The following is a 23,397-nucleotide window of genomic DNA, read 5'->3' on the forward strand; positions in this document are numbered from 1 at the left end:
TTAGGTTGTTTTGGCAATGAAGGAAATAAAGCCCTGATAGCCTGCTTCAATGGAAATTTTGCAGGCAAAAGCAACCAGATTGCCGGGAATGCCTACAGATCCTTTTTCTTTTCCTCTCTTAAACTTCGCACTTTCGATTCGGTGCATAAAGAAATGATCTTTTTTGTCTTCTATACTCAATAACCCCTGAATGACTGTTGGATTATTGATCGTAGTGAGCTTATAAACCTGTTTCTCTGCATCCTTTAATTCCTGCTTCCAGGTAAACTGCCAATCTTTCCTTTTGATTTGTTTTCCGTCCTCTTCGAACAGCCGGCTAACTACGGTGTCAAAAACTTCGCCAGTAATGGCATTCTCAATCGAGTTAGTCAGTTTATCAATCTCAATAATCAAAGGAGTTGGCCGCTTAACGAACATAGTGAAAGATACGAAAAAGTGGGGTAAAATTTGAATCGTTTTTAATGCCGACGCCTACCGATGCTGACCAATAATTTTAAGTACGCTTCCCGCGAAATTCCTCAACAATCATTCCTTCCGATCATGCATCGCCAGAGAGACAACTCATCCTTTTAACTTTTTTCAGATTTTTTTAAAACCAACTAAGGTGATTCTGGCGAAAAGTTGTCTTTATCAGTACAGCATTGACTTTTAAAGGGATAATTTAGGTTTAAGCCAAGACTATGCACGCTCGCCCACAAATCGAATTCCCAGGTCAGCCACTGCCCATCAGTCCGCAACAGGCCGGTCAATCCGAACCGGACAACGAGGACCCAACCGGAAAACCGGCTCGCAACGATACGGAATTGTTTATCCGGCGGACGTTTGAAGAAAGCCCGCAGAAGGGCTGCGAACTGCTGTTCCGGCGCTACCACCAGGCGCTGTGCAGCCATGCCGTGCGGTATGTCTACTCGAAAGAAACCGCCGAAGACCTGGTCAGCGATGTGTTCTGCAAGTTCTGGAAGACCCGGGCCTACGCCAGCATTACCACCTCCTACCGCTTTTACCTCTTCCGAAGCGTCCGGAACGAAGCCTATAATTACCTCCGGCTGGAATTCCAGAAACTGGACGGCATCGAAACCGCCGAGGTGCGGGAGGGGGCGCTGAGCCAGCGGCCCGATCAGGTGCTGCAATTTGAAGAGGTCGCCCACAAAGTCGAAGACCTGGTGGAGTCGCTGCCCCCCCAATGCCGCAAAGTGTTTCTGATGAGCCGGTTTGAAGGAAAAAAATACGGGGACATTGCGACCGAACTGGGGCTGTCCATCAAAACCGTCGAAGTCCACATCGTCAAGGCCCTGAGCATTGTCCGGAAGGGGCTGAAAGACCACTGGCTGCTGCTCCTGTCCGTGCTTGGGCAGTCGTTTTTCCCCTGACGCGGCCGTTGAAGAACCGACGCTACGGGCGGTTCAACCGGTGCGATCCTGCTTCAAAATGAGTCTTACCTGGATGATGAAATATGGAATCTGAAGTTAACAAGAATCTGGTTTTTAGCTACTTTGCCCGAACCGCTTCCCCGCTCCAGCGCGAATTGATTGCGCAGTGGCTGCGGGCGGAAAAAAACGAAGAGCAGTTTTACGAATGGCTGGAAGAATGGGAAAATAGCCATCCGCAATACATCGCCCCGACGGACACGGCCCACCGGCACTACACGGTTTTTCTGGCCCGAAACCCGCAGGCCACCGACGAACCGGAGCCGGATTCCGCCGAACTCAGCCCAGACCACTGGAACCGGAAACAATGGCTGGTGGCAGCCTCGCTGCTGTTTCTGCTCGGACTCGCCGGCCTGGTTTTTCAGAAACCGCTGCTGTATTCCACCTTCGAAACCGGTTTTGGCGAAACCCGTTCCCTGCAGCTAGCCGATGGCAGCCGGGTGATTCTGAACGCCAATTCAAGCCTTCAGGTGCCCCGCTGGGGCTTTGGCCACCGAACCCGCGAGGTGCTGCTGGCCGGTGAAGCCAGCTTCTCGGTCCGGCATACGCCCGACCATCAGAAATTTGTGGTCAAAACGAAAAAGAACTTCGAGGTCATCGTGCTGGGCACGGAGTTTACGGTTTTTGCCCGAAAACGCGGGGCCCGGGTGGCGCTCAACAAGGGTCAGGTACGGTTTCAGTACGGCAAGGGAACCGATTACAAACAGCTGACCATGAAACCAGGCGAACAGGTGACGCTTGATCCCGAAAACCGCATTGCCCTGAAAAAAGTCCGGCCGCACCACCTCCACCCAACCTGGAACGAAAAGCGCTTTGTGTTCGACGAGACCCCGCTGCAGGAGGTTGCCTACCTGCTTGAAGAAAACTACGGGTTGCAGGTCAGCATCAGGGATTCGGCGCTTGCAAGCCGGGTGCTGATGGGCTCGTTCCGGGCCGACAACGTCGATCAATTACTCCAATCCATTTCCGAACTGCTGGATATTAACGTCGTCCGGCAGGGCAAACGGGTTCAGTTAACCAGCCAATAACCATCTCACCCATATCCCTTTCCCTTACTTCTATGACCAACTCCATCCGGAAAGTCTCCCAAGCGGGGCTTTTGCTTGCCTTCCTGTTGCTGCATCTTCAGTCGGGCTGGGCGCAGGCTGATTTGCTGGCCAGCAACCTGCAACAACGAAACCGAAAACCTTTCAACGGAGCCGCTCGTCAGCTCAAGGATGTTCTGTCGGAACTCAAATCGCGGTACCGGGTCGATATTCTGTTTGAACTGCGGGCGGTGGAAGGCGTTGCGGTAGCCGCCGAAACCATCAAACCGGACGCCAGTCTGGAGAAGAATCTGACGACCCTTCTGCGGCCCTTGGGGTTTCGCTACAAGAAAGTAAACCGCAGCTCGTATCTGGTGATCAGCGATCGAAAAACCCGCAAAACCCCGGAACTCGATGCGTCGGTTGACCTGCTGGAGCCGGTTTTGCAAAATTCGGCCCTGCTGGTCGACAAACTCCCGGAAATTGCCAGTCCGGCCCCCTTGCCGACCGAAACCGTTGCGGTCGACCGCGCCATCAGCGGAACCGTCCGTAGCGAAACCGGCGAAGTGCTGCCCGGCGTTAGCGTGGTCGTCAAAAACACCACGCGCGGTACCTCAACCGACGGCGAAGGAAACTATAAACTCAACGTGCCGGACGGACCCGCTACGCTGGTTTTTTCCTTTGTCGGTTATCTCAACCAGGAAATTGCCCTCGGAAACCGCAGTACGGTGGATGTGCAACTGGCCCCCGATCAGAAAACGCTGAACGAAGTGGTCGTGGTGGGGTATGGAGTGCAACGCAAATCGGATCTGACGGGCGCCGTCGGAACCGTGAAGGCGGAAGCCCTGCAGGAACGTCCGGCGGCTTCGCTGAATCAGGGCCTGGCGGGCCGCATCACGGGCGTGAACGTATCGGTCAACTCCGGTCGGCCGGGCGGCCGGGCCAACATCCGGATTCGGGGCAATACGTCGGTCAGCGTCGCCAACAACCCGCTGTACGTCATCGACGGCGTAATTCTGAACGCCAGCGGCCTGACCAACGGCAGTACGCCCATCGATTACATCAATCCGAACGACATTGCGAGCATCGAAGTCCTGAAAGATGCGTCGGCCACGGCGATTTACGGCGCGCGGGGAGCCAACGGCGTTATTCTGGTGACGACCAAACGCGGGAGTCAGACCGGTGGCCGGGTGACCTACGATACGGATTTCAGCATCGGCGTGTTGCCCAAAAAACTGGAACTGCTGAACTCGAAGGAGTTTTTACAGGTCGAGGACATTGCGTACGTCAACGCCCAGAAATACGATCCGGTCGGCTGGGCCGGGGGCAAATACAAAGATCCCAAAACCAAACGCACCAATCCGCTGCTGTTCGATGCCAGCGGCAATCCGCTGTATAATACCGACTGGCAGGATGAAGCCTTTCAGCGGGCGTTTACGCAAAACCACCAGCTCTCGTTTGCGGGCGGCAACGGCAAAGACAGCTACGGCGTGTACCTCGGCTACCGGAACGAAAACGGTCTGGTAAAAGAATCGTGGCTGAAGCGGTATGCCGGCCGGTTTGTCTTCGACAGTCAGATCAAAAACTGGCTGAAAGTGGGCGGTAGCCTGAGCTACAACGACCAGAACGAGAACCAGATCGACCCGCTGGGCGGGGGCGGCATCATCGCCATGCGGCAGGTGCTGGAAGCCCTGCCGATCATTCCGGTCAAGTACCCGGACGGACGCTGGGGCGGCAACGAAGATTATCCGGGCATGGAAGGGGGCGGCAACCCGATCAACATCCTGAAAGAACGGCTGAATTACATCAAAACCCAGACGATGCTGGGTAACGTGTACGCCAACATCAACCTGGCCAAAGGACTGGAACTGCGCACCACCGTCGGAACCAACGTCATTAACCAGCGCATTGATCTCTACAGCGGCCGGACGCTGAATTACATTTCCCGGAACCAGGGCGGTGTTGCCAGCGTGACCAGCGAACGGCACAATTCGTGGCAGTTTGAAAATTACCTGACCTACAACCGGCAAGTCAAAAACATCCATTCGTTTACGGGCCTGCTCGGCTTATCGTGGCAGCACGTCGACCGGTTTACGGCAGCGGCCAACACCCAGACGTTCCAGGACGACTACTTTCAGTTCAACAACCTGGGCGCCGGTTCCAATCCGCAGGCCCCCAGCTCGTCGGCCGTGGCCTACGGGCTGAATTCGTATTTCGGCCGGATTAATTATGGGTTGAAAGACAAGTACTTACTGACGCTGACGGGCCGGATCGACGGTTCTTCCAAGTTCGGTTCTGAAAACCGCTACGCCTTTTTCCCGTCGGCCGCGCTGGCCTGGCGCCTTACGGAAGAGGATTTCATGAAAGGGGTTCCGGCGATATCCAACTTTAAACTTCGGACCAGCTACGGCGTTACCGGGAACTCCGAAATCACGGCCTATCAGGCGCTGGCGGGGATGAGTAACTATTCGGTCATTTTTGGCGGGGCGCGCGCCATCGGGATCGGAACGGGTCGCCTGGCGAACCCCGATCTGCGCTGGGAGAAAACCCACCAGATCGACGCCGGGCTGGAACTGGGCCTGTTCCAGAACCGGTTTTCGATTGAAGTCGATCTGTACCGAAAACTGACGACCGATATGCTCCTGAGTGCGCCCGTACCCTACAGCAGCGGCTACGAGACGGTTTCCAAGAACGTCGGCAGCATGGAAAACAAAGGGATTGAATTCGCCCTGAACAGCGTCAACGTCAATGCCGGTGACTTTTCCTGGAATACGACCTTCAATGTTTCGTTCAATAAAAACAAGGTCATTGCACTCACGGGCGGTTCCGACATTTTCATCGGTTCGACGGTGGTGCGCGAGGGCGAACCGGTAGGTTCGTTTTTCGGCTTCGTTCACCAGGGCACCTGGAGCACGTCGGAAGAATCGGAAGCGGCCAAATACCTGAAAAAACCGGGTGACGTGAAATACCAGGATGTGAATCAGGACGGGATCATCAACAACAACGACCGGGTGATTATCGGGAAGGGGATTCCCGATGCGTTCGGAACGTTCCTGAACACGTTCAAGTACAAAAATTTCGACCTGACCGTTGATCTGCAATTCATGACCGGCAACGACGTGCTGTACCGCAGCGAACACTCCGCCGAAGACCGCACCGGCATTGCCAACAGCTTCAAAACCGTGTTGAATGCCTGGACGCCCGAAAACCAGAATACGCCCCTGGCCCAGTTACGCCCGGTTTCGGCCGGTTACAACACCAACGAGGATACGCACCGCGTCAAAGACGGTTCGTTTCTGCGGGGCCGTAACCTGCTGCTGGCGTACACGTTTCCGTCGCGAACGGTCGATAAGCTGAAACTGAATCGCTTGCGGGCCTACGCGTCGGTGCAGAACTTCTTCCTGAGCACGAAATACCCCGGCTACGATCCGGAAGTTTCGACCACCGGAAATGCCTTCGATCAGGGGGTTGCGCTGTACGATTACCCGAAACCCCGCGTCTTCATGGTCGGTCTGAACATTGGTCTTTAATCCTTCAAAATGCCTTCTACGATGAAACTGAAAATAAAAACCGCCGGTCAATGGATGCTCTTCTCCGTGCTGCTGCTGAGCGGAGCCGGATGTTCGGATTTCCTGGACGAAACCGACCCCTCCAACTTCACGGTTGAAAGCTATTTTACCAAACCCGAACACGCCACCAGCGCCGTCAATTCCATTTATGACGCCTTGAAAACGACGACCGGGGGCGGTTTTAACGGCGCTCCCTGGATGATGCTGGAGTTTGCCACGGGTCTGGCCAATACCGAGCTGGGACAGGCCGTCAACAGCATTTTTGTGCGAAACCTGAACAATACGTCGGACAACGAATACGGGCGGGTTTACTGGGCGAGCAGCTACAAAGGCATTGGGAACGCCAATCTGGCCATCGCCAACATTCCCAACATTGCGATGGACGAAACGGCCAAAAAGAAAGCCCTCGGCGAAGCCCGGTTTTTGCGGGCTCTGTATTACTACAACCTGGTGCGGATTTTTGGAAAAGTGCCCCTGGTGACCGATCCGGTTGGGTTAACGTCGGAAAGACTCGTGCCCGAAGCCGCTGCCGAGGACGCCATCTACACCCAGATTGTCGCCGATCTGGTCGAAGCGGAAGCATCCGGGTTGCCCTACCTAGACAAAGCCGGTCGGGTGTCGATGGGCGCGGTAAAGTCGCTGCTGGCGGGGGTGTACCTGACGATGGCGGGCTATCCGCTGCAAAAAGGCGCGGAGTATTACAAAAAAGCCGCCGACAAGGCCAATGAGGTGATCACGTCCAACCAGTATAGCCTGTTTGCGTCGTACGACGACCTGCACGATCCAACCAAAAAGAATACCGGCGAAAACATCTTTATGGTGCAGTTTGCCGCCAACATTCAACCGTCGGGCTGGCAGACGTCCATTATTCCGTACAACCAAGGGATTTCGGCCTATTCCGACGAAACGGGGGCTATTTTCGCCAACAAGGAATTTGTGGAATCGTACGCCAAAGGCGACAAACGGGCCGAAGAAAAGCAGTTTTATTACCGCTCCTACACCTTGAGCGACAACCGGTCCCGCACCGTCGATCTGGGCGGTTATTACATCTTCAAGCATTTCGACACGGCCGCGCACCTGACCACCACCAGCAGCGACCTCAACTGGCCCCTGATCCGGTTTGCCGAAGTCTTGCTGACGTTTGCCGAAGCGCAGAACGAAGTGGGCGGCCCCACGGCGGATGCCTACGAAGCCGTCAACAAAATCCGTCGGCGGGCTAACCTGCCCAACCTCAGCGGTTTGACCAAGGAACAGATGCGGGAAGCCGTCTGGCGGGAACGCTGGTACGAACTGAGCTTCGAAAACATCACCTGGTTTGACATGGCCCGGCTGCGAAAAGCCTACAACGTAAGCACGAAAGGCTTTGAAAATTACGTTGGTCATACGTTCTCCTACGGCCCGGTGCTGAAAGAACGGGAGCTGCTGTTTCCGATTCCGACGGCCGAGATCCGCAACAACAACAAGCTGGTGCAAAATCCGGGGTACTGAGGCTGCCCGTCCGTTTTCAGTTTCCGGTTTTAGGAACAACCCGGCTTTCAAAACCAAAAACCGGAAACTGAAAAGCTACTTACAACCACTTTTATGGGTATATTCGGCAACGATTCGACTTATCATCAAGAGTTTCCCCGAAACCCCAACCCGTGCTATTCATGAAAAACAAACGCAGAGCTTTTTTGCAACAGACGTCCGGCTTGCTGGGGCTTACCGGTTTGCTGAGTCTGGCCGAAAACGAAGCCCTCGCCAACCGCCTGAAATCCCTTTCCGCCAAAGCCGATAAACCGTACATCGTTTTTGTCACGGGCGACCACGAATACAGCGGAGAGCTGACCCTGCCGCTCGTTGCCGCCGAACTGGAGAAAAATTACGGCCTGCGAACCCGGGTGCTCAAAGCGTCGCCGGACCAGAATGCCGAAAAAAATATTCCCGGTCTGGAAGCACTTCGGGAAGCCGATCTGGCGGTTTTTTTTCTGCGGTGGCGTCAATTGCCCCCTGATCAATTGCAATACATTGACGAATACCTCAAATCGGGCAAACCGGTGATGGGCTTTCGGACCTCCACTCACGCGTTTAATTTCCCGAAAGGCGATGCTTCTGAGGCCTGGAATGCCTTTGGCGAACGCGCCTTTGGCTCTCCTCCCGGTTGGGGGAAGGCCGGGCATACGCATTATGGACACGAAAGTACGACCGATGTTACCGTGATTCCGGAAGTGGCCAGACACCCTATTCTAACGGGCGTCGCGCCGTCGTTTCATGCCGCTTCGTGGCTCTACCGGGTCCGTCCGGAGTATCCCCCGAAGGATGCCACCCTGCTGCTGATGGGAAAATCGGTCAATCCTGACAAGCCGGCTATCGAGAACCCGGTGGCCTGGACCTGGACGAACCAAGCCGGCGCGAAGGTTTTTTTTACTACGCTGGGACACCCCGAAGATTTTCGGGACGAAAACCTTCAGCGTCTGACCATCAATGCCATCCATTGGTTGCTGGGTAAGCCTGTTCCGAAACGATTGAAAAGCAAACTCGCCATTAATGTGCCTTACCGGGGCATCGTAAAATCGTAAAAAACCGGGCTGGATTCCCCAAATAAACCGGGTCTCTGTCCGACTGCGTGACCCAACTCACCTAGCTAAACCCGCTTACCCATCATGACTAAATCCAGTATATTCAGCCTCGTCGGCTTAATGGGCGTGGTTGGATTGGCCTTTATCGCATTCACGGCTTTCCAGGCTGGCCCGCCGACCCTGAAACTACAGAAAGGGTCACGCATCGTTCTGCTCGGCAACAACCTGGGGTCGCGCATGATGAATTACGATAATTTTGAAACCGAACTGCACGTCCGGTATCCTGAAAACGCGCTCTACATCCGGAACATGTGCGACGGCGGGGATACACCCGGTTTTCGGCCCCACGCCAGCCGGAACTCACCCTGGGCCTTTCCCGGCGCCGAAAAGTTCCAGACCGAATACGCCAATCCGTCCCAGAGCGAGGGCCATTTTGAAACCCCCGATCAGTGGCTCACCCGGCTGAAAGCTGACGTAATTGTGGCGTTTTTCGGCTACAACGAATCGTTTCAGGGACCGGAAAAGCTGGAAAATTACAAAGCCGAGCTGGAAGCGTTCATCAAGTGGACCGCAAGCCAGAAATACAACGGCACCGCAGCCCCGCAGCTGGCCCTCGTCTCCCCCATTGCCTTCGAGGATCTGTCGGCCAAGTTTGACCTGCCGAACGGCAAAAAGGAGAATGAAAATCTGGCGCTGTACACCAAAGCCATGAAGGAAGTGGCCGACCGGAACAACGTGCTTTTTGTCGATGCCTTCACGCCTTCGCAGCAGTGGTACGCCAACACCAAAGAGGATTTGACGATCGACGGTTCGCAACTGAACGAAGAGGGCTACAAAAAACTGGGGTTGTTGCTGGTCGATCAGCTTTTCGGAAAAACCGCCCCCAGGGCGGAAGCCAACCGGAAGCTGGTGCACGATGCCGTAACGGAAAAAAACTGGATGTGGCACAACGACTTCAAGATCCCGAACGGGGTGCACGTCTACGGTCGGCGCTACAACCCGTTTGGTCCGGACAACTACCCTGCCGAAATCCAGAAAATCCGGGAAATGACCGACGTCCGGGATCAGGCGGTTTGGCTGGCGGCTTCGAAAGGACAAAAAACGGATCTGGCGGTTGCGGACAAAAAGACGTCTCCCCTGCCGCCCGTCAAAACCAATTTTAATCCGGAGAAAAACGGCAGCCTGACCTACCTCTACGGCCAGGAAGCGCTCGCGAAGCTGAAAGTGCCGCAGGGCTACAAAATCGAGTTATTTGCCTCCGAAGAGGAATTTCCGGATCTGGCGAAACCCATGCAGATGTCGTTCGACAACAAAGGACGGCTTTGGGTGGCCTGTATGCCGAGCTATCCGCACTACAAACCGGGGGACACGAAACCGAACGATAAAATCATCATTCTGGAAGACACCAACGGCGACAACAAGGCCGACAAGCAGACGGTTTTTGCCGACAAGCTGCACCTGCCACTCGGGTTTGAAATTGCCAAAGAAGGCGTTTACGTGTCGCAGGGCATCAACCTGAAACTGTTTACGGACACCAACGGCGACGACAAAGCCGACAAAGTGGAGATTCTGCTGAGCGGTTTTGACGACCACGACACCCACCACAACAGCCACGCTTTCTGCGTTGACCCGTCGGGCGCGATTTACTCGGGCGAAGGCGTTTTTCTGCATACCAACGTCGAGACGTCGTACGGACCGGTGCGGGCCACCAACGGCGGTTTTTACCGCTACGCCCCGCAACTCAAAAAACTGGAGCGGACGGCCCAGCTTTCCATCCCGAATCCGTGGGGAATTGCCTTCGATGACTGGGGCCAGCCCTTTTTTGCCGAAACCTCCAGTCCGGATGTACGCTGGATGATGCCCGGTTCGGTCTTGCCGCGCTACGGTCAGGCCACGCACAAATCCGTCCAGTTGATCGAGGAAGCGCACCGCGTCCGCCCGACTTCCGGGCTTGAATTCGTGTCGAGCCGGCATTTCCCCGACGAATTGCAGGGCGATTTGCTGATCAACAACACCATCGGTTTTCTGGGAACGAAAGAACACGCGCTGGTGGACGACGGAACCGGCTACAAGAGCAAGCACCGGATGGATCTGGTCGTGAGCGAAGACCGGAATTTCCGGCCCGTTGACATGGAGTTTGCGCCCGACGGTTCGCTGTACCTGATCGACTGGCATAACATTCTGATCGGCCACATGCAGCACAACGCCCGCGACCCGCTGCGCGACCATTCGCACGGCCGGGTGTACCGGATTACGTACCCGTCGCGCCCGCTGGTGAAACCGGCCAAAGTGGACGGCGCCAGCATCGACGAACTGCTGGATAACCTGAAACTACCGGAATACCGCACCCGCTACCGCACCAAGCGCGAACTGCGCGGTCGGGACGCCAACCAGGTGTTAACGAAACTGACGGCCTGGGTAAACAAACTCGACAAAAACGACCCGCGTTACGAGCACCACGTTCTGGAAGCCCTGTGGGTGAGCTGGGGCCTGAACAAAGTTGATCCGAAACTGCTCCGGCAAATGCTGGCCGCCAAGGATTACCACGCCCGGGCGGCTGCCGTTCAGGTGGTGCGCTACACCGGTCATCAGGTAAAGGAGCAGGCCGATTTACTGATGCAGGCCGTGAAGGACGACAACAGCCGGGTTCGGCTGGATGCCATCGTGGCCGCTTCCTGGATCGGGCCGGAAAAAGGCTTGCCCATTCTGGCCGAAGCCGCTAAAAAACCGCTGGACGACTGGATGGTACACGCCCACGCCACCGCCGTCGCCCACCTGAAAGGCGAAAATGTGAAACCAATCAAGGAGAAAGTGGTTTCGTCGGGCCTGAAAGGGGCTGAACTGGCCCTTTTCAATCAGGGTAAAGAAATTTACGGCAAAGAAGGCTATTGCATCACCTGCCACCAGGCCGACGGAAAAGGGCTGGCCGCTTCCGGTTTTCCGCCCCTGAACGGCACCAACTGGGTCAATGGCAACGAGGAGCGGTTGATCAAAATAGCCCTTAACGGGCTGCTGGGACCGATCGAAGTGGCCGGCAAGAATTACCCCGGTCAGGTGCCGATGACGCCCTTTGCCGGGTTGCTGAAAGACGACGAAATCGCGGCTGTGCTGACCTACGTGCGAAATTCGTTCGGCAATCAGGCGTCGGTTATTTCGCCGGATCAGGTGAAGAAAGTCCGGGCGGCCACGGCCGGCAAAAAAGACTTCTATTCGCCCGATCAGTTGCTGAAAGCGCATCCGATGGAAAAATAACTCAACGCTGTTGACGCTGGATAACCCCGGGTGCAACCCGGGGCTGCCCCGTAACCGGATCCTCGACCGCCGTCGGGGCTACATCAGAATGTCGTTAATGGCCTGCACGCGCTTGGGCAGGTCGGTTTCGGCCAGCATGTCGCGCAGGTCAATTTCGATGTTGCGGCAAATGGCCGTCATCGGTACGTCGTTGATGCTGTTCTCAAACGGATTTTCGCTCGTGTCACCCACAATTTCCATCGTGTTGAAAATCCAGGCAATGATCGTGTAAAACGGGATGGTGAGCCAGATGTGCCAACTGCCCACTTTCGCCATTTCGGTCAATAAACCGTAGGGCAGCACAAAAATGAACAGCCAGGTGAACACGTAGCTGAAAAACGCGTACTGACGCGGGAACGGAAAGGTTTTGATCCGCTCACAGGCCCCCTGCTGGTTGTAAAACTCGACGAGCATCCGCTCCAGGTCGACATGGTGGAAATCGCTGAGAAAACCGCCTTCGTATAACGCCCGGAGCTGGGCGGACTGCTGGCGCATCAGAAACGTGGCCGGGTTCGGGTGTTGAATGATCTTCTCAATTTCATGAAGTGGCAAAAACCGGCTTAGTTCCTGATCCAGGCTACACTGCCGGAAAGCCGCAATCCGCTCAATGACGTCGTGCGCCGGATTATGGTGCAGTTCCCAGACCGGTTTTTGCCGGAGCTGAACCCGCAGGGCCGTAATGTAAGCCAGATGGCGGTAGATCAGGTCTTTGTGAATTTGCTTTAAGTCGTCGTCGGCCAAGTCCTTACCGTTCCGGTTTGTCGTGATGTAATCCAGCACCATGATGCCCCAGGAGCGGCTGGCGTTGGTGATGCTGCCCCAGATTCGGCGGGCTTCCCAAAGCCGGTCGTAGGACGAGTTGTTTTTAAAACCGACGTAAAACGCCACCGCCGTTCCGATGGTGGCGACGGGCACGAATGGAATGGCCAGAAACTTCCAGTCCATTAGTTCGTAGAGGAAACAGATAAAAATAGAGTAGCACAAAAACAGGAGAATGGCCCGCCAGGTAAACGGAAAGATGATGGTCAATGGAACGCGCTTGGTCGTAAACATACGGTCAGAAGTCGGTTGGATAGAGTGGACAAGTTACGTAAACATCCGATTGAATGCATTGAAACCGTTGATTCCGGCGCGAAGTTGCCGTTACTTTACTGATCATACGTAAAAAAACTCTCATGGTAGATCAGATCATCGACGCGCGGGCGGCTTCGCTGGGCAACGGTTTTCACGTCCGGCGGATTCTGCCGTACCGGCTGCGACGCATGCTGGGGCCGTTTATTTTTATGGATCACGGTGGTCCGGTAACCTTCGCGCCCGACCAGATTCCGGACATGGACGTTTTGCCCCACCCGCACATTGGCCTGTCAACGGTCAGTTACCTGTTCGACGGGCAGGTGACGCACCGCGACAGCCTGGGCGTGCAACAGGTGATCCGGCCCGGGGAGGTCAACTGGATGACGGCCGGGCGCGGTATCGCCCATTCCGAGCGGTTTGAAGACCCGGCCACGCTGGCGGGCGGTTCGCTGGAAATGATCCAGACCTGGGTGGCCCTGCCCGCATCCGCCGAAGAAAGTGTCCCGACTTTTGAAAACTACCAGCCGCACGAACTGCCCGTTTTCACGGACAAAGGCGTCTGGCTGCGCCTGATTGCCGGTGATGCCTTCGGCCTGAACAACCACGTCAAAACCCATTCGCCCCTGTTTTACGCCCACGTCGTGCTGCAGGCCGGTACGCACTTTGGCCTGCCTGTGGGGTATCCCGAGCGGGGGGCTTACGTCGCCAAAGGCAGCGTGGAGGTAAGCGGCCGGGCGTACGGTGTCGGGCAGTTGCTGGTGTTTACACCCGGTATTGATCCGGTCATCGTGGCCCGCGAAACCAGCACGCTCATGCTGCTGGGGGGTGAACCGCTGGGCGAGCGGTTTATCTGGTGGAACTTCGTCTCCTCGCGTCGCGAACGGATCGAGCAGGCCAAAGCCGACTGGCAAGCGGGGCGGATTGCCTTGCCGCCCAACGACAACCAGGAATTCGTTCCCCTGCCCGAAGACCACTCCCGCCCCGCCGGATCGCCCCCACCCCAGGCTTTTTCCTGAACCATCCGGGAATTTTTGGGTTATTTTTTAATTCTCCGACTGTTTCCGGTCCGGTGGACAAACGCCAAAATCTATGGCTTTTATCCAAGAATCAAGCGCGAAAGTTGGACTGAACATGGTTTTTACAAACTCCGTCCTCTTTTTTGAATTCTTAAATTGTGATTAAACGAATATTTTTCATTGTTTGTGTGTTATTAAGCGGTACAAAAATTGGTTTTTTTCAGTAAATTTGCTGTTCAGTACCTGTTAATACCCGCCAAGAATTTCTGCAATTAAGTCTTTGAGCACCCGGTTTTGGGGTGATTTAAGTAGTAATTTACTCAATGTAAGTCGCACCGCCGAAGCGGTAGATTCTTGAATGAACGTATTATTGATTATTGCAACAACGTTACTGGCTTACTTGCTGGGTTCCATTCCAACCGCTGTTTGGTATGGCGAAGGCTTCTTTGGACTTGATATTCGCAAATACGGGAGCGGAAACGCCGGGGCTACCAACACGTTTCGGGTGTTGGGCAAGCGAGCCGGTACGATTGTCATGCTGATCGACGTCCTGAAGGGCTATACCGCCACGATTTTATCGTCCCTGCTTTGGTATTTTGACGTGATCGGCACGCACGAAATCCTGACGTTCAAGCTGGTTTTCGGACTGGTTGCCGTCATTGGTCACTGCTTCCCGATCTGGGCCGATTTTAAAGGCGGTAAGGGCGTTGCGTCGCTGCTGGGTATGGTTCTGGCCATTCACCCCGAAGTGGCTGCGGTTTGCATCGCCATCTTTCTGGTGGTGGTCATTGCTTCCCAATACGTGTCGCTGGGCTCGATGATGGCGGCACTGGCTTTCCCGGTTTTGCTGTTGTTGCAGGCTTTTGGGCAGAAAGAACACCCGCTGCTGATTGTTTTCGGCGTTGTTGTTTTCCTGTTCGTGGTGCTGACCCACCAGAAAAACATCACCCGCCTGCTGAACGGCGAAGAAAACCGGACGCAGTTGATCAAATTCCGGAAGAAAGACGACGAGGAATAAGTTTCAGGATATACCGATTTGCAGGACGCCCCGAAGTGATTAACTTCGGGGCGTTGTTTTTTGGGATGTTTCCTTCGTCAACCCGACGAAAAACCGGTAGAGCCATGTTATCAACTTATTTTGCGGACCATAAAGAACGGTTTCTGAACGAACTGTTCGAGTTGCTGCGGATTCCGTCCGTGAGCGCCGATTCAAAATTCAAACCGGATATGCGCCGGGCCGCCGAGTTTGTGCGGGACAAGCTGGCGGCTGCCGGTCTCGACCAGGCCGAAGTCTGCGAAACCGCGGGGCACCCGGTGGTTTACGCCGAAAAATTGATCGACGACACGCTGCCGACGGTGTTGGTGTACGGTCACTACGATGTGCAGCCCGCTGATCCGTACGAACTCTGGAACACCCCGCCTTTCGAACCCACCATCCGCAACGAACGGATTTACGCCCGCGGTTCCTGCGACGACAAAGGGCAGTTTTACATGCACGTCAAGGCGCTGGAAGGCATGCTGGCGACCGACGGTTTGCCCTGCAACGTGAAGGTGATGATCGAGGGCGAAGAAGAAACCGGCTCGGAACATTTAGGCAAGTTTGTGACCGAGAACCGCGAAAAGCTGAAGTGCGACGTCATTCTGATTTCGGACACGAGCATCATTGCCAACGATGTGCCGTCGATTGAAACCGGTTTGCGGGGCCTTTCCTACGTGGAAGTTCAGGTGGTTGGTCCCAATCGCGACCTGCATTCGGGCGTATATGGCGGGGCAGTCCACAACCCGCTCAATGTGTTGTGCCAGCTCATCGCTTCGCTGCACGACGACCAGGGCCGCATTACAATACCCGGTTTTTACGACCAGGTAGACGACCTGAGCGCCGACGAACGGGCCGCGCTGGCCGAAGCGCCTTTTGATGAGGCCGAATACAAGCGGGATTTGGGGCTTCAGGCGGTTTTTGGGGAAGAAGGCTACTCCAGCCCCGAACGGGCTTCCATCCGGCCCACGCTGGACGTAAACGGCATCTGGGGCGGTTACACCGGCGAAGGAGCCAAAACCGTATTACCGAGCAAGGCCCAGGCAAAAATCAGCATGCGGCTGGTGCCGAATCAGGACCCGGATGCGATCACGGAACTGTTCACAGAACACTTCAAAGCCATTGCCCCGCCGACGGTCACGGTGACCGTAACACCCCACCACGGCGGGCAGCCCTACGTGACCCCCACGGATTCGGTGGAGTTTGAAGCCGCCCGGCGGGCTTTCCGCGAAGCCTGGGGGAAGGAAGCCATTCCGACCCGGGGCGGGGGCAGCATTCCCATTGTGGCGTTGTTTGAAAAGGAACTGGGCGTCAAATCGATTCTGATGGGCTTCGGCCTGGACATCGACGCGCTGCACTCGCCGAACGAAAGCTACGGGTTGTTCAATTTCTACAAGGGAATCGAAACCATTCCGTATTTCTACAAACACTACGCCGAACTGAAACAGACGGTGATCGACGCCTGAACCTAGCATACCATCTGATTTACCACCTGAATAAATGACGGTAGAAGACCTGGTCCGGCTAAGTGGTGATTCAATTTTAACGGCTTGGCAGTATGTAGCGGACCAACTTATACTGACGCTTGAGTTGAGCGAAACTGATGCTGCCGTGTCGATTGCGATCCGGTCGAAGTGGTTAGCTGTTGATGTGCCTAACCACCCCAGTGGTGATGCATTTCGAACTTGTTATGTTGAAATAGCTGAACTTAAAGAGTCGCTTGCTGAAACAAACGGGTTTTATGTGCCAGCAAAAGAGTTTGGTTTATTTATGCAGGAGAAAAGAAAGAACTTAAACTTGGCCTATGGTTTAAAAGCCGACGAGTACAGGTATATTTTCTCACTTGTTACTACCAGCCGTCTGGTTTCGTGTGTCTTGTCCGACTTGACACAGATTACGGTTTTAGCCTAACATAATGCCAATTGTAAAATAGTAAAATGATTGATTCTGCCAGAGAGTTTATTCGTCTTAGAAGCAGTGAGCTTATCGAAGAATATACCAGGGCTGCTCATGAAGAGGCATCGCTGCAAACGTGGAAAGAGGTGATCGAGCTCTACCCCCATTACACAACATGGGTGATTCACAATAAAACCGTACCGCTGGAGATTCTCGAAGAATTAGTCTCTGATCCGAATCCAGATGTCAGAAGGGCAGTAGCCAGAAAACGGAAGCTCAATGCGTCTATCATTGAAATTCTGGCTAATGATCCGGATGAAGAAGTCCGTTACGCACTTGCCTGCAACACCAGGATGAGTATGGAAAACATCGCGTTGATTAATCGGGACGATTCGGATTGGTTGAAGCAGAAAATTGGTGAACTAATTGCTCGAAAGGAGAATAGACTAACATAGGATCACTTTACAAAAAAGAAGATACACTAATGCTTACTCTTAACTATGATAGTATCCTTCCTTTTAAGATATGCTGATGTGTCTTCAAGCACAAGGCTAATCGTTGATTCGTCGATTAGTTGAATGGTGTCTACCAGATCATATCGTTCGTAATTAGCTATGACACTATCCCTGCCACCTATAGATCGCCTAAGTTGTATGTATTCTTGAGAAGTAGCATTCGATGGGACATAGAAGCATTTATAGCATACTTCATCATACTGAGTACATACAGTTGCTAGTTTTTCAAATTCAGGCTCATCAAAAATTTGTACGTTATATCTAAAAAATGAAACCAGCATTAACATGAACACAATGAATCCTAGCACACCGACAAAAAGAGCAATAGTTCTTTTTCGCATTAAGTAATATTTTATTTTTTCTAATGTACCATCGCTAACCATTCAGAAGCAGAAACTTGAAATATTTTCTTTACATAAAATTAGTTACAAAACTCCTGTATAGGAAGTACACTTTATAAATGCCCTCCCTATTAGTACTTAATTGAGAAAACCGGAGGTTTTTGTTGCCCAATGAAGCCATTCTTTCTTTCTTTTTGGTTGCTCCTGCTTGCCCTCGATGCTTGGGCGCAGGAGGTTCCGGACACGCTGGTGATCCGCCAGTCCGTGCCCGTTTCAGTGACGTATCCGCGCCGGGAGTTTCTGCCCAAAGGCCACCTTTTTGACCCCATTCTGCTCGACCCCATCGAAGCGCAAACCAGCGTCAGCGTGCTGCCCGGTTACTGGATGGAAGGCAAAAAGTACAACGGAACCATCGTACCGTTCACCTTTGGGCTCCAGAAACCCATTTTTCGCTGGTATAAATCGGCCGAACGCAGCAGTGAACTGGCGTTCGATGTGGCGTCGTTCACGCAATTTGAAGTGTACCACGATCCCGTTCAGAACAAACAGCGCCGTCAGTTGATGAACACCGACTACCGGCTCGGCATCCTGTACAACGTAAAAATCCGGGAGCACAGCTGGCGGTTTCGGCTTTATCACCTCTCGTCCCACCTCGGCGACGATTACCTGTTTCGCAATCAGATCAATTATTACCTGCCCAACCCGGTTAACTACGAACTGGTCGATGTGGTGTATAACCACGAACGCAACGGTTTGCGGAAATACGTGGGCGTCGGCATTGGCCTGCGAAAACCGGAAGAGCGAAAACGCCTGAGTGCCGAAGCCGGTTTTTTTTACCGGAAACCGTCGCCCGCTTTTGCCCGGCTGGCGGGTGGGCTGGATCTGAAAATCTGGCAGCAAACCGATTTCCGACCCGGTATCAAAGCCGGTATTGGGCTGGAACTGGGCCGGACGACCAATAACCTGACGCTCCTGCTGGAAACCTACACCGGTTTTCGCCCCTACAGCGTCTACGAAAGTCAGAAAACCCGCTGGTGGGGCCTTGGCCTGTATTTCAACCCGATTTGAGTATACGGTTTATGGTTTACAGTTTTCGGTTTACGGTTTTCGCCGGACCGACGTTTCGGTGCGGTTCACCGCCGGGGCTGACGTATTCCGGTTGCTGATCGTGAACAAATAGTTCAGAAATCATGTGTCAGTTGCTGTAGTGACGGCCTGGCGAAAACCGTATGCCGAAACGTCGGCCCAGCGAAAACCGAAAACCGTAAACCGTATACCGAAAACCGCATCCCGATGATCAAAGTCCGGCATCTGACCAAGCGCTACCCCAATCATACGGCCGTCGATGCCATCTCGTTTACGGTGCAGGAGCGGGAAACGCTGGTGTTGCTGGGAACGAGCGGCTCCGGCAAAACGACGACCCTGAAGATGATCAACCGGCTGATCGAGCCAACGTCCGGAACGGTTGAAATCAACGGCGTGGACACGCAACGGCTGGTTCCGCACGAATTAAGCCGCAGCATCGGGTATGTCGTGCAGGAAACGGGGCTTTTTCCGCATTATACGGTCGGCGAGAACATCGCCCTGGTGCCCCGCCTGCTGAACTGGGACCCAAACCGCATCCAGAACCGGACGCGCGAACTGCTGGCGATGCTGCGGTTGTCCGAGAAACAGCTAACGGAGTATCCCGATCAGTTGAGCGGGGGGCAGCGGCAGCGCGTGGGGCTGGCCCGGGCGCTGGCGGCTCAGCCGCCGATTCTGCTCATGGATGAACCGCTGGGTGCCCTCGATCCGATTACCCGGTCCGAAATCCGGCGGGAGTTCCGGAATCTGGCCGAACTGCGCCAGAAAACCGTCATTCTGGTCACGCACGACATCCGGGAAGCGCTCGAACTGGGCGACCGCATCGGCCTCATGGACCACGGGAAGATACAGCAAATTGGTACGCCCAAAGAATTGCTGCTTAAACCGGCCAACGCCTTTGTGCGCCGGTTTTTTGGGGATCAATGGCTGGCGTTTCAACTCGAACTGCTGACGTTGCGGGATTTGGTGCCGTACATTCTGCCCGAAGTACCCGAACCGGCAGCCCTGGAATTGCAACCGGAAACGCGGCTGGCGGATGCCCTCAGGCAACTGGCGCAAACGGATTCGGGCGCCCTGGCGGTTGGGGATTGGTACCTCCGGATTCGGTCGGCTGCGATTTGGTCGGCCTTACAGCAACTCGCTTCGTAATCATGCCGGAATTCTTTGATTTTGTGATTCAGCAGGGCGACAAACTGATCGAGCAAACCCTGACGCACATTGGCCTGACGTTCCTGTCGCTTTGCCTGGCCTTGCTGATCGGTCTGCCAACGGGTATTCTGATTGCGTATCGTCCGAAAATCGCGGCCGTTGTGCTGGCCGTGGTGGGTGTTCTGCAAACCATTCCGAGCATTGCACTGCTGGGTTTTTTAATCCCGGTTTTGGGCATTGGTGCTGGTCCGGCCCTTGTCGCCTTGTTTTTGTACGCCCTGTTGCCGATTGTCCGGAACACGTATGTGGGGATTCGGGAAGTGAGTCCGGCCCTGAAAGAAACCGCCCGCGGCATGGGCATGACCCCTCGCCAAGTGCTGACCCGGCTGGAACTGCCGCTGGCTTTGCCGGTTATTTTTGCCGGGATTCGCACCGCGACGGTCATCAACGTCGGGGTTGCTACGCTGGCGGCTTACATCGCGGCTGGCGGGCTGGGCGAGTTTATTTTCGGCGGTATTGCGCTGAACAACACAAACATGGTGCTGGCGGGCGCTATTCCGGCGGCTTTGCTGGCTATTCTGTTCGACTTTTTACTCGCCCGGCTCCAGCACCTGCGCGGTCTTCGTTTACGCCGGGTGGCCACGGTTTTTCTGGTGACGGCTCCCTTTCTGTCGGCCTTCTACTGGCTGCCGGGCGGTCGCCAGGCAGCGTTAACCGCCGGATTTGCGCACGAGTTTTACGGTCGGGCCGATGGGTATCCGGGCCTGGTGCGGGCATACGGTTTGCGGCTGACGCCCCGGCTGATTGATCAGAATCTGATGTACGAAGCGGTTTTTCGGAAGCAGGTCGATATCATCAGCGGTTACTCGACCGACGGGCGAATCCGGGCGTTCGGGTTGCGGGTGTTGACCGATGATAAGAACGCTTTTCCGCCTTACGAAGCCGCGCTGGTGGTTCGGCAGGCGGTTTTAGACCACTACCCCGACCTGGCAGCAACCCTGCATCTGTTGAACGGACGGCTTTCGGACGCAATGATGACGGAGCTGAATTACCGGGCCGATTTCCGGCACGAATCGCCCGAAGCGGTGGCCCGGCGGTTTTTAACGGAACAGCACTTGCTGCGGCCGGTGACCGGTGAAAAACGACAGGGCCGAATCGTGATCGGCACCAAAATCTTTACAGAACAATACATTCTGGCCGAAATTCTGCGCCAGTTGCTCGAGAACCGGACGTCGTTGCAGGTGGTTACCAAAACCGGGTTGGGGGGCACCAAGATCTGCTTCGACGCGCTGACGGCCGGGCAGATCGATTTGTATCCGGAGTACACCGGAACGGGTTTGCTGGTGATTCTGCAACCGCCCGCGCCGGTGGCGGATTCGTTGAAAGCCCGGCCCAAAACCGTGTATCCGTTTGTCAGCCGGGAATTTCAAAACCGGTATCAACTGGCCTGGTTGCCACCGCTGGGGTTCAATAACACCTACGCCCTGATGATGCGCCAACAGCAGGCCGGGCAGCTGGGCATTCGCTCCATTTCGGATTTGGCCCGCTACCTACAACCGGACTAGGGCCTAAAAACCGACGAAATCGGTGGCTTTCTGAATCCGGTAGGATTTCAGCCACTGTTTCAGCACCGTCAGATTGGTCAGGGATTTCAGCTCATTTTTGAGTTGGCTGAGGCTCCGTTTCAACTCCTGAATATCGGTTTTCTGGCGGTCTTCAAGGCTGATGGGCGATGTAATCAGGTGCATTGGTGTGCCGCTCAGGACCGAAAGCTGCGATTTCAGGCCATAAAGCTGTTCATCCAGTTCCTGCGTCTGCTGCTTCAGAATTTTGTTATAATACGCCAGCTGTTCTTCGGCCAGCGTTTCGAGGTGGTGCTGATCAATCCGGTTAAATTCCAGTTGCAGCCGCAGCAGCGCCAGCAGATCACTTTTCTCGTACGCTTCTATAATACGGTGCATAATTTCGGTTTTGCGCTGTTTTTCGGTTTCGTCCGTTTCCCGGTCCGGGTGGAATGCTTTGACCAGATCCACGTAAACCGTCCGAACCGCCCTGGTAACGCGCCCTTCTTCGGCCCGCTTTTTGACCTCCCGCTCCAGCTGCTTCGGGGTTTTGGAGGGCGGAGTTTCGTGTTGCTGGTCCTGACGGGCAAAGGTGGCTTGCTGCGCTGCCCGTTTCTGGCGCAACTGTTCCTGAAGTTTTTCCAGCGAGCTAACATCCGCGCCGGGCTCAAATTCAACCCCAAACAAAGCGCCGTAAAGTTGCCGCATGGCCTCCGATTTCAGCGCATCGGGTTCGGGACTGGCCGCGTCAAAACCGGCGGGGTCATACTTGTCGTAGATGTCTTTCAGCTCATCCAGTCCGTGTTCTGAAATGAGGTTAAACGTGAGGTTAAGAATCAGATCGGCCAGTTTTTTGCGTTCGTTGGCTTTAAAAATTCCGGATTCGTACGCCCGGTCGAAGAGCCGCACGAGCTGGGCGCGTTGCCGGTGGTTCTCCGTTTGCAGGGGAATGAGCTCCGTCCGGATGCGGTGCTGAAACCGCGCGGTAGCCTCCTTATAGTCAATGACTTCTTTTTCCAGCGTTTCAATTCGGCGCGTCAGGCGGTTAAATTCTTTCTGGGGTTTGGTCAGGGCGTTCGGGTCCTTCGCATTTCCAATTCGGATAAGCTGCTGAGGTGACGTTTTCATAGGGGTGGGTAAAAAACTGCTGGAAATTATCAGACGACACTTTACAAAAGTGCACCTAATTTCTGATAAAATAAGCGACGTTTCCGAGCGCTTCAGTAGGCAAAAAACCGGATAAAATCCTGGTCAGCACCAAGATTCTGAATAAAGGATTGCCGCACCTTTGTGGGGTAAACAAACAACTTATGAACATGCAAACGCAAAAAAATCAGTATCGGATTGCTCAGGGGTTTATTCTTTTTTCAGCGCTGGCGTTGTTGTCGGTGAGTGTCATGGCGTTTGCCGATCCGCAGTCGGTTATGGATCTGGTCCACGTTCAGTTGACCAACACGGATGCGTTCAGTTCGATTCGGGGCGTATACGGCGGTGTCGGCTTCACCATCTTCATCAGCCTGCTGTATTTGATGGTAAAAGACGTCAGCAAAGGCCTGGCTTTTCTAAGCTTATTGTGGGGTTCCTACGCCCTGTCGCGCGCCATCACCATCTTCGTCGAGGGCGCTTTGGGCGATTTTGGCCGGCAGTGGATCGTCACCGAATCCGTGCTTTTCGGTATTGCGCTCGTCCTCTGGTGGACCCATTCCGCCAAAACCGTACCGGTTGCTTCGCTCCAGCCCAGTTGAACGGAATCGAAATTCCTTTTCAACTAAACAATTAGTTGTTTTGCCCTGTTTTTACCATCTTAGGGTCGCTTTCCGGCAGCACGAGCCCGCGTTTAGGTCAAAAATGCGGG

General features: G+C 54.6%; 18 protein-coding genes. 15 read left to right on the forward strand and 3 right to left on the reverse strand.

Features of this window, described 5'->3' with window-relative positions; translation table 11 throughout:
* Complete coding sequence (locus tag ACYVHX_RS09500) at positions 1-393, reverse strand: hypothetical protein (protein WP_460671388.1); 393 nt, start codon at positions 391-393, stop codon at positions 1-3.
* A 287-nt stretch (positions 394-680) separates the two neighbouring features.
* On the opposite strand from ACYVHX_RS09500, the gene ACYVHX_RS09505 reads away from it, so the two are divergent.
* From ACYVHX_RS09505 to ACYVHX_RS09530, 6 genes are all read left to right on the forward strand, one after another.
* Entirely contained in the window at positions 681-1,370 is a 690-nt protein-coding gene (locus ACYVHX_RS09505; protein ID WP_460671389.1) for an RNA polymerase sigma-70 factor, read from the forward strand.
* Between the two features lie 83 nt (positions 1,371-1,453).
* On the forward strand, positions 1,454-2,455 hold the full coding sequence (locus ACYVHX_RS09510; protein WP_460671390.1) for a FecR family protein: 1,002 nt from the start codon (positions 1,454-1,456) through the stop codon (positions 2,453-2,455).
* 32 nt (positions 2,456-2,487) lie between these two features.
* On the forward strand, positions 2,488-5,982 hold the full coding sequence (locus ACYVHX_RS09515) for a SusC/RagA family TonB-linked outer membrane protein (RefSeq protein WP_460671391.1): 3,495 nt from the start codon (positions 2,488-2,490) through the stop codon (positions 5,980-5,982).
* A 21-nt stretch (positions 5,983-6,003) separates the two neighbouring features.
* Positions 6,004-7,509, forward strand: a complete 1,506-nt coding sequence (locus tag ACYVHX_RS09520) for a RagB/SusD family nutrient uptake outer membrane protein (RefSeq protein ID WP_460671392.1) — start codon at positions 6,004-6,006, stop codon at positions 7,507-7,509.
* A gap of 161 nt (positions 7,510-7,670) precedes the next feature.
* Positions 7,671-8,579 (forward strand): ThuA domain-containing protein, encoded by a 909-nt coding sequence (locus tag ACYVHX_RS09525; RefSeq protein ID WP_460671393.1) that lies wholly within the window; start codon positions 7,671-7,673, stop codon positions 8,577-8,579.
* An 84-nt stretch (positions 8,580-8,663) separates the two neighbouring features.
* A complete protein-coding gene (locus ACYVHX_RS09530) occupies positions 8,664-11,831 on the forward strand; it encodes a PVC-type heme-binding CxxCH protein (RefSeq protein ID WP_460671394.1) in 3,168 nt (1,055 codons plus the stop codon).
* A 78-nt stretch (positions 11,832-11,909) separates the two neighbouring features.
* Here ACYVHX_RS09530 and ACYVHX_RS09535 read toward each other — a convergent pair whose 3' ends face one another.
* Positions 11,910-12,923, reverse strand: a complete 1,014-nt coding sequence (locus tag ACYVHX_RS09535) for a bestrophin family protein (RefSeq protein ID WP_460671395.1) — start codon at positions 12,921-12,923, stop codon at positions 11,910-11,912.
* A 122-nt stretch (positions 12,924-13,045) separates the two neighbouring features.
* Between ACYVHX_RS09535 and ACYVHX_RS09540 the strand changes: the two genes are divergently transcribed.
* From ACYVHX_RS09540 to ACYVHX_RS09575, 8 genes are all read left to right on the forward strand, one after another.
* On the forward strand, positions 13,046-13,960 hold the full coding sequence (locus ACYVHX_RS09540; RefSeq protein WP_460671396.1) for a pirin family protein: 915 nt from the start codon (positions 13,046-13,048) through the stop codon (positions 13,958-13,960).
* 358 nt (positions 13,961-14,318) lie between these two features.
* Positions 14,319-14,978 carry a glycerol-3-phosphate 1-O-acyltransferase PlsY gene (gene plsY, locus ACYVHX_RS09545; RefSeq protein WP_460671397.1) on the forward strand — a complete coding sequence of 220 codons (660 nt, stop codon included), beginning with the start codon at positions 14,319-14,321 and terminating at the stop codon, positions 14,976-14,978.
* Positions 14,979-15,082: 104 nt separating this feature from the next.
* The gene (locus ACYVHX_RS09550; RefSeq protein WP_460671398.1) at positions 15,083-16,462 is read left to right on the forward strand and encodes a dipeptidase; all 1,380 of its coding nucleotides are present in this window, start codon (positions 15,083-15,085) and stop codon (positions 16,460-16,462) included.
* Between the two features lie 34 nt (positions 16,463-16,496).
* Positions 16,497-16,907 carry a hypothetical protein gene (locus ACYVHX_RS09555; protein WP_460671399.1) on the forward strand — a complete coding sequence of 137 codons (411 nt, stop codon included), beginning with the start codon at positions 16,497-16,499 and terminating at the stop codon, positions 16,905-16,907.
* Positions 16,908-16,933: 26 nt separating this feature from the next.
* A complete protein-coding gene (locus tag ACYVHX_RS09560; protein ID WP_460671400.1) occupies positions 16,934-17,347 on the forward strand; it encodes a HEAT repeat domain-containing protein in 414 nt (137 codons plus the stop codon).
* A 572-nt stretch (positions 17,348-17,919) separates the two neighbouring features.
* Positions 17,920-18,816 carry a DUF1207 domain-containing protein gene (locus tag ACYVHX_RS09565; protein ID WP_460671401.1) on the forward strand — a complete coding sequence of 299 codons (897 nt, stop codon included), beginning with the start codon at positions 17,920-17,922 and terminating at the stop codon, positions 18,814-18,816.
* Between the two features lie 225 nt (positions 18,817-19,041).
* A complete protein-coding gene (locus ACYVHX_RS09570) occupies positions 19,042-19,980 on the forward strand; it encodes an ABC transporter ATP-binding protein (protein WP_460671402.1) in 939 nt (312 codons plus the stop codon).
* 2 nt (positions 19,981-19,982) lie between these two features.
* Positions 19,983-21,545, forward strand: coding sequence for an ABC transporter permease/substrate-binding protein (locus ACYVHX_RS09575; protein ID WP_460671403.1), 1,563 nt, complete (start codon positions 19,983-19,985; stop codon positions 21,543-21,545).
* A gap of 3 nt (positions 21,546-21,548) precedes the next feature.
* Here ACYVHX_RS09575 and ACYVHX_RS09580 read toward each other — a convergent pair whose 3' ends face one another.
* Positions 21,549-22,670 (reverse strand): hypothetical protein, encoded by a 1,122-nt coding sequence (locus ACYVHX_RS09580; RefSeq protein ID WP_460671404.1) that lies wholly within the window; start codon positions 22,668-22,670, stop codon positions 21,549-21,551.
* A gap of 188 nt (positions 22,671-22,858) precedes the next feature.
* Here ACYVHX_RS09580 and ACYVHX_RS09585 point away from each other — a divergent pair, with 188 nt between their 5' ends.
* A complete protein-coding gene (locus ACYVHX_RS09585) occupies positions 22,859-23,287 on the forward strand; it encodes a DUF4345 domain-containing protein (RefSeq protein ID WP_460671405.1) in 429 nt (142 codons plus the stop codon).
* Positions 23,288-23,397: the final 110 nt, after the last annotated feature.

The sequence above is a fragment of the Larkinella ripae genome (genome assembly GCF_054780775.1).

Excerpts from the sequence above, each read along its gene's own strand:
- ACYVHX_RS09505 (WP_460671389.1), top strand. The coding sequence starts at position 681 with ATGCACGCTCGCCCACAAATCGAATTCCCAGGTCAGCCACTGCCCATC.
- ACYVHX_RS09510 (WP_460671390.1), top strand. The coding sequence starts at position 1,454 with ATGGAATCTGAAGTTAACAAGAATCTGGTTTTTAGCTACTTTGCCCGA.
- ACYVHX_RS09515 (WP_460671391.1), top strand. The coding sequence starts at position 2,488 with ATGACCAACTCCATCCGGAAAGTCTCCCAAGCGGGGCTTTTGCTTGCC.
- ACYVHX_RS09520 (WP_460671392.1), top strand. The coding sequence starts at position 6,004 with ATGAAACTGAAAATAAAAACCGCCGGTCAATGGATGCTCTTCTCCGTG.
- ACYVHX_RS09525 (WP_460671393.1), top strand. The coding sequence starts at position 7,671 with ATGAAAAACAAACGCAGAGCTTTTTTGCAACAGACGTCCGGCTTGCTG.
- ACYVHX_RS09530 (WP_460671394.1), top strand. The coding sequence starts at position 8,664 with ATGACTAAATCCAGTATATTCAGCCTCGTCGGCTTAATGGGCGTGGTT.
- ACYVHX_RS09535 (WP_460671395.1), bottom strand. The coding sequence starts at position 12,923 with ATGTTTACGACCAAGCGCGTTCCATTGACCATCATCTTTCCGTTTACC.
- ACYVHX_RS09540 (WP_460671396.1), top strand. The coding sequence starts at position 13,046 with ATGGTAGATCAGATCATCGACGCGCGGGCGGCTTCGCTGGGCAACGGT.
- plsY (WP_460671397.1), top strand. The coding sequence starts at position 14,319 with ATGAACGTATTATTGATTATTGCAACAACGTTACTGGCTTACTTGCTG.
- ACYVHX_RS09550 (WP_460671398.1), top strand. The coding sequence starts at position 15,083 with ATGTTATCAACTTATTTTGCGGACCATAAAGAACGGTTTCTGAACGAA.
- ACYVHX_RS09555 (WP_460671399.1), top strand. The coding sequence starts at position 16,497 with ATGACGGTAGAAGACCTGGTCCGGCTAAGTGGTGATTCAATTTTAACG.
- ACYVHX_RS09560 (WP_460671400.1), top strand. The coding sequence starts at position 16,934 with ATGATTGATTCTGCCAGAGAGTTTATTCGTCTTAGAAGCAGTGAGCTT.
- ACYVHX_RS09565 (WP_460671401.1), top strand. The coding sequence starts at position 17,920 with ATGAAGCCATTCTTTCTTTCTTTTTGGTTGCTCCTGCTTGCCCTCGAT.
- ACYVHX_RS09570 (WP_460671402.1), top strand. The coding sequence starts at position 19,042 with ATGATCAAAGTCCGGCATCTGACCAAGCGCTACCCCAATCATACGGCC.
- ACYVHX_RS09575 (WP_460671403.1), top strand. The coding sequence starts at position 19,983 with ATGCCGGAATTCTTTGATTTTGTGATTCAGCAGGGCGACAAACTGATC.
- ACYVHX_RS09580 (WP_460671404.1), bottom strand. The coding sequence starts at position 22,670 with ATGAAAACGTCACCTCAGCAGCTTATCCGAATTGGAAATGCGAAGGAC.
- ACYVHX_RS09585 (WP_460671405.1), top strand. The coding sequence starts at position 22,859 with ATGCAAACGCAAAAAAATCAGTATCGGATTGCTCAGGGGTTTATTCTT.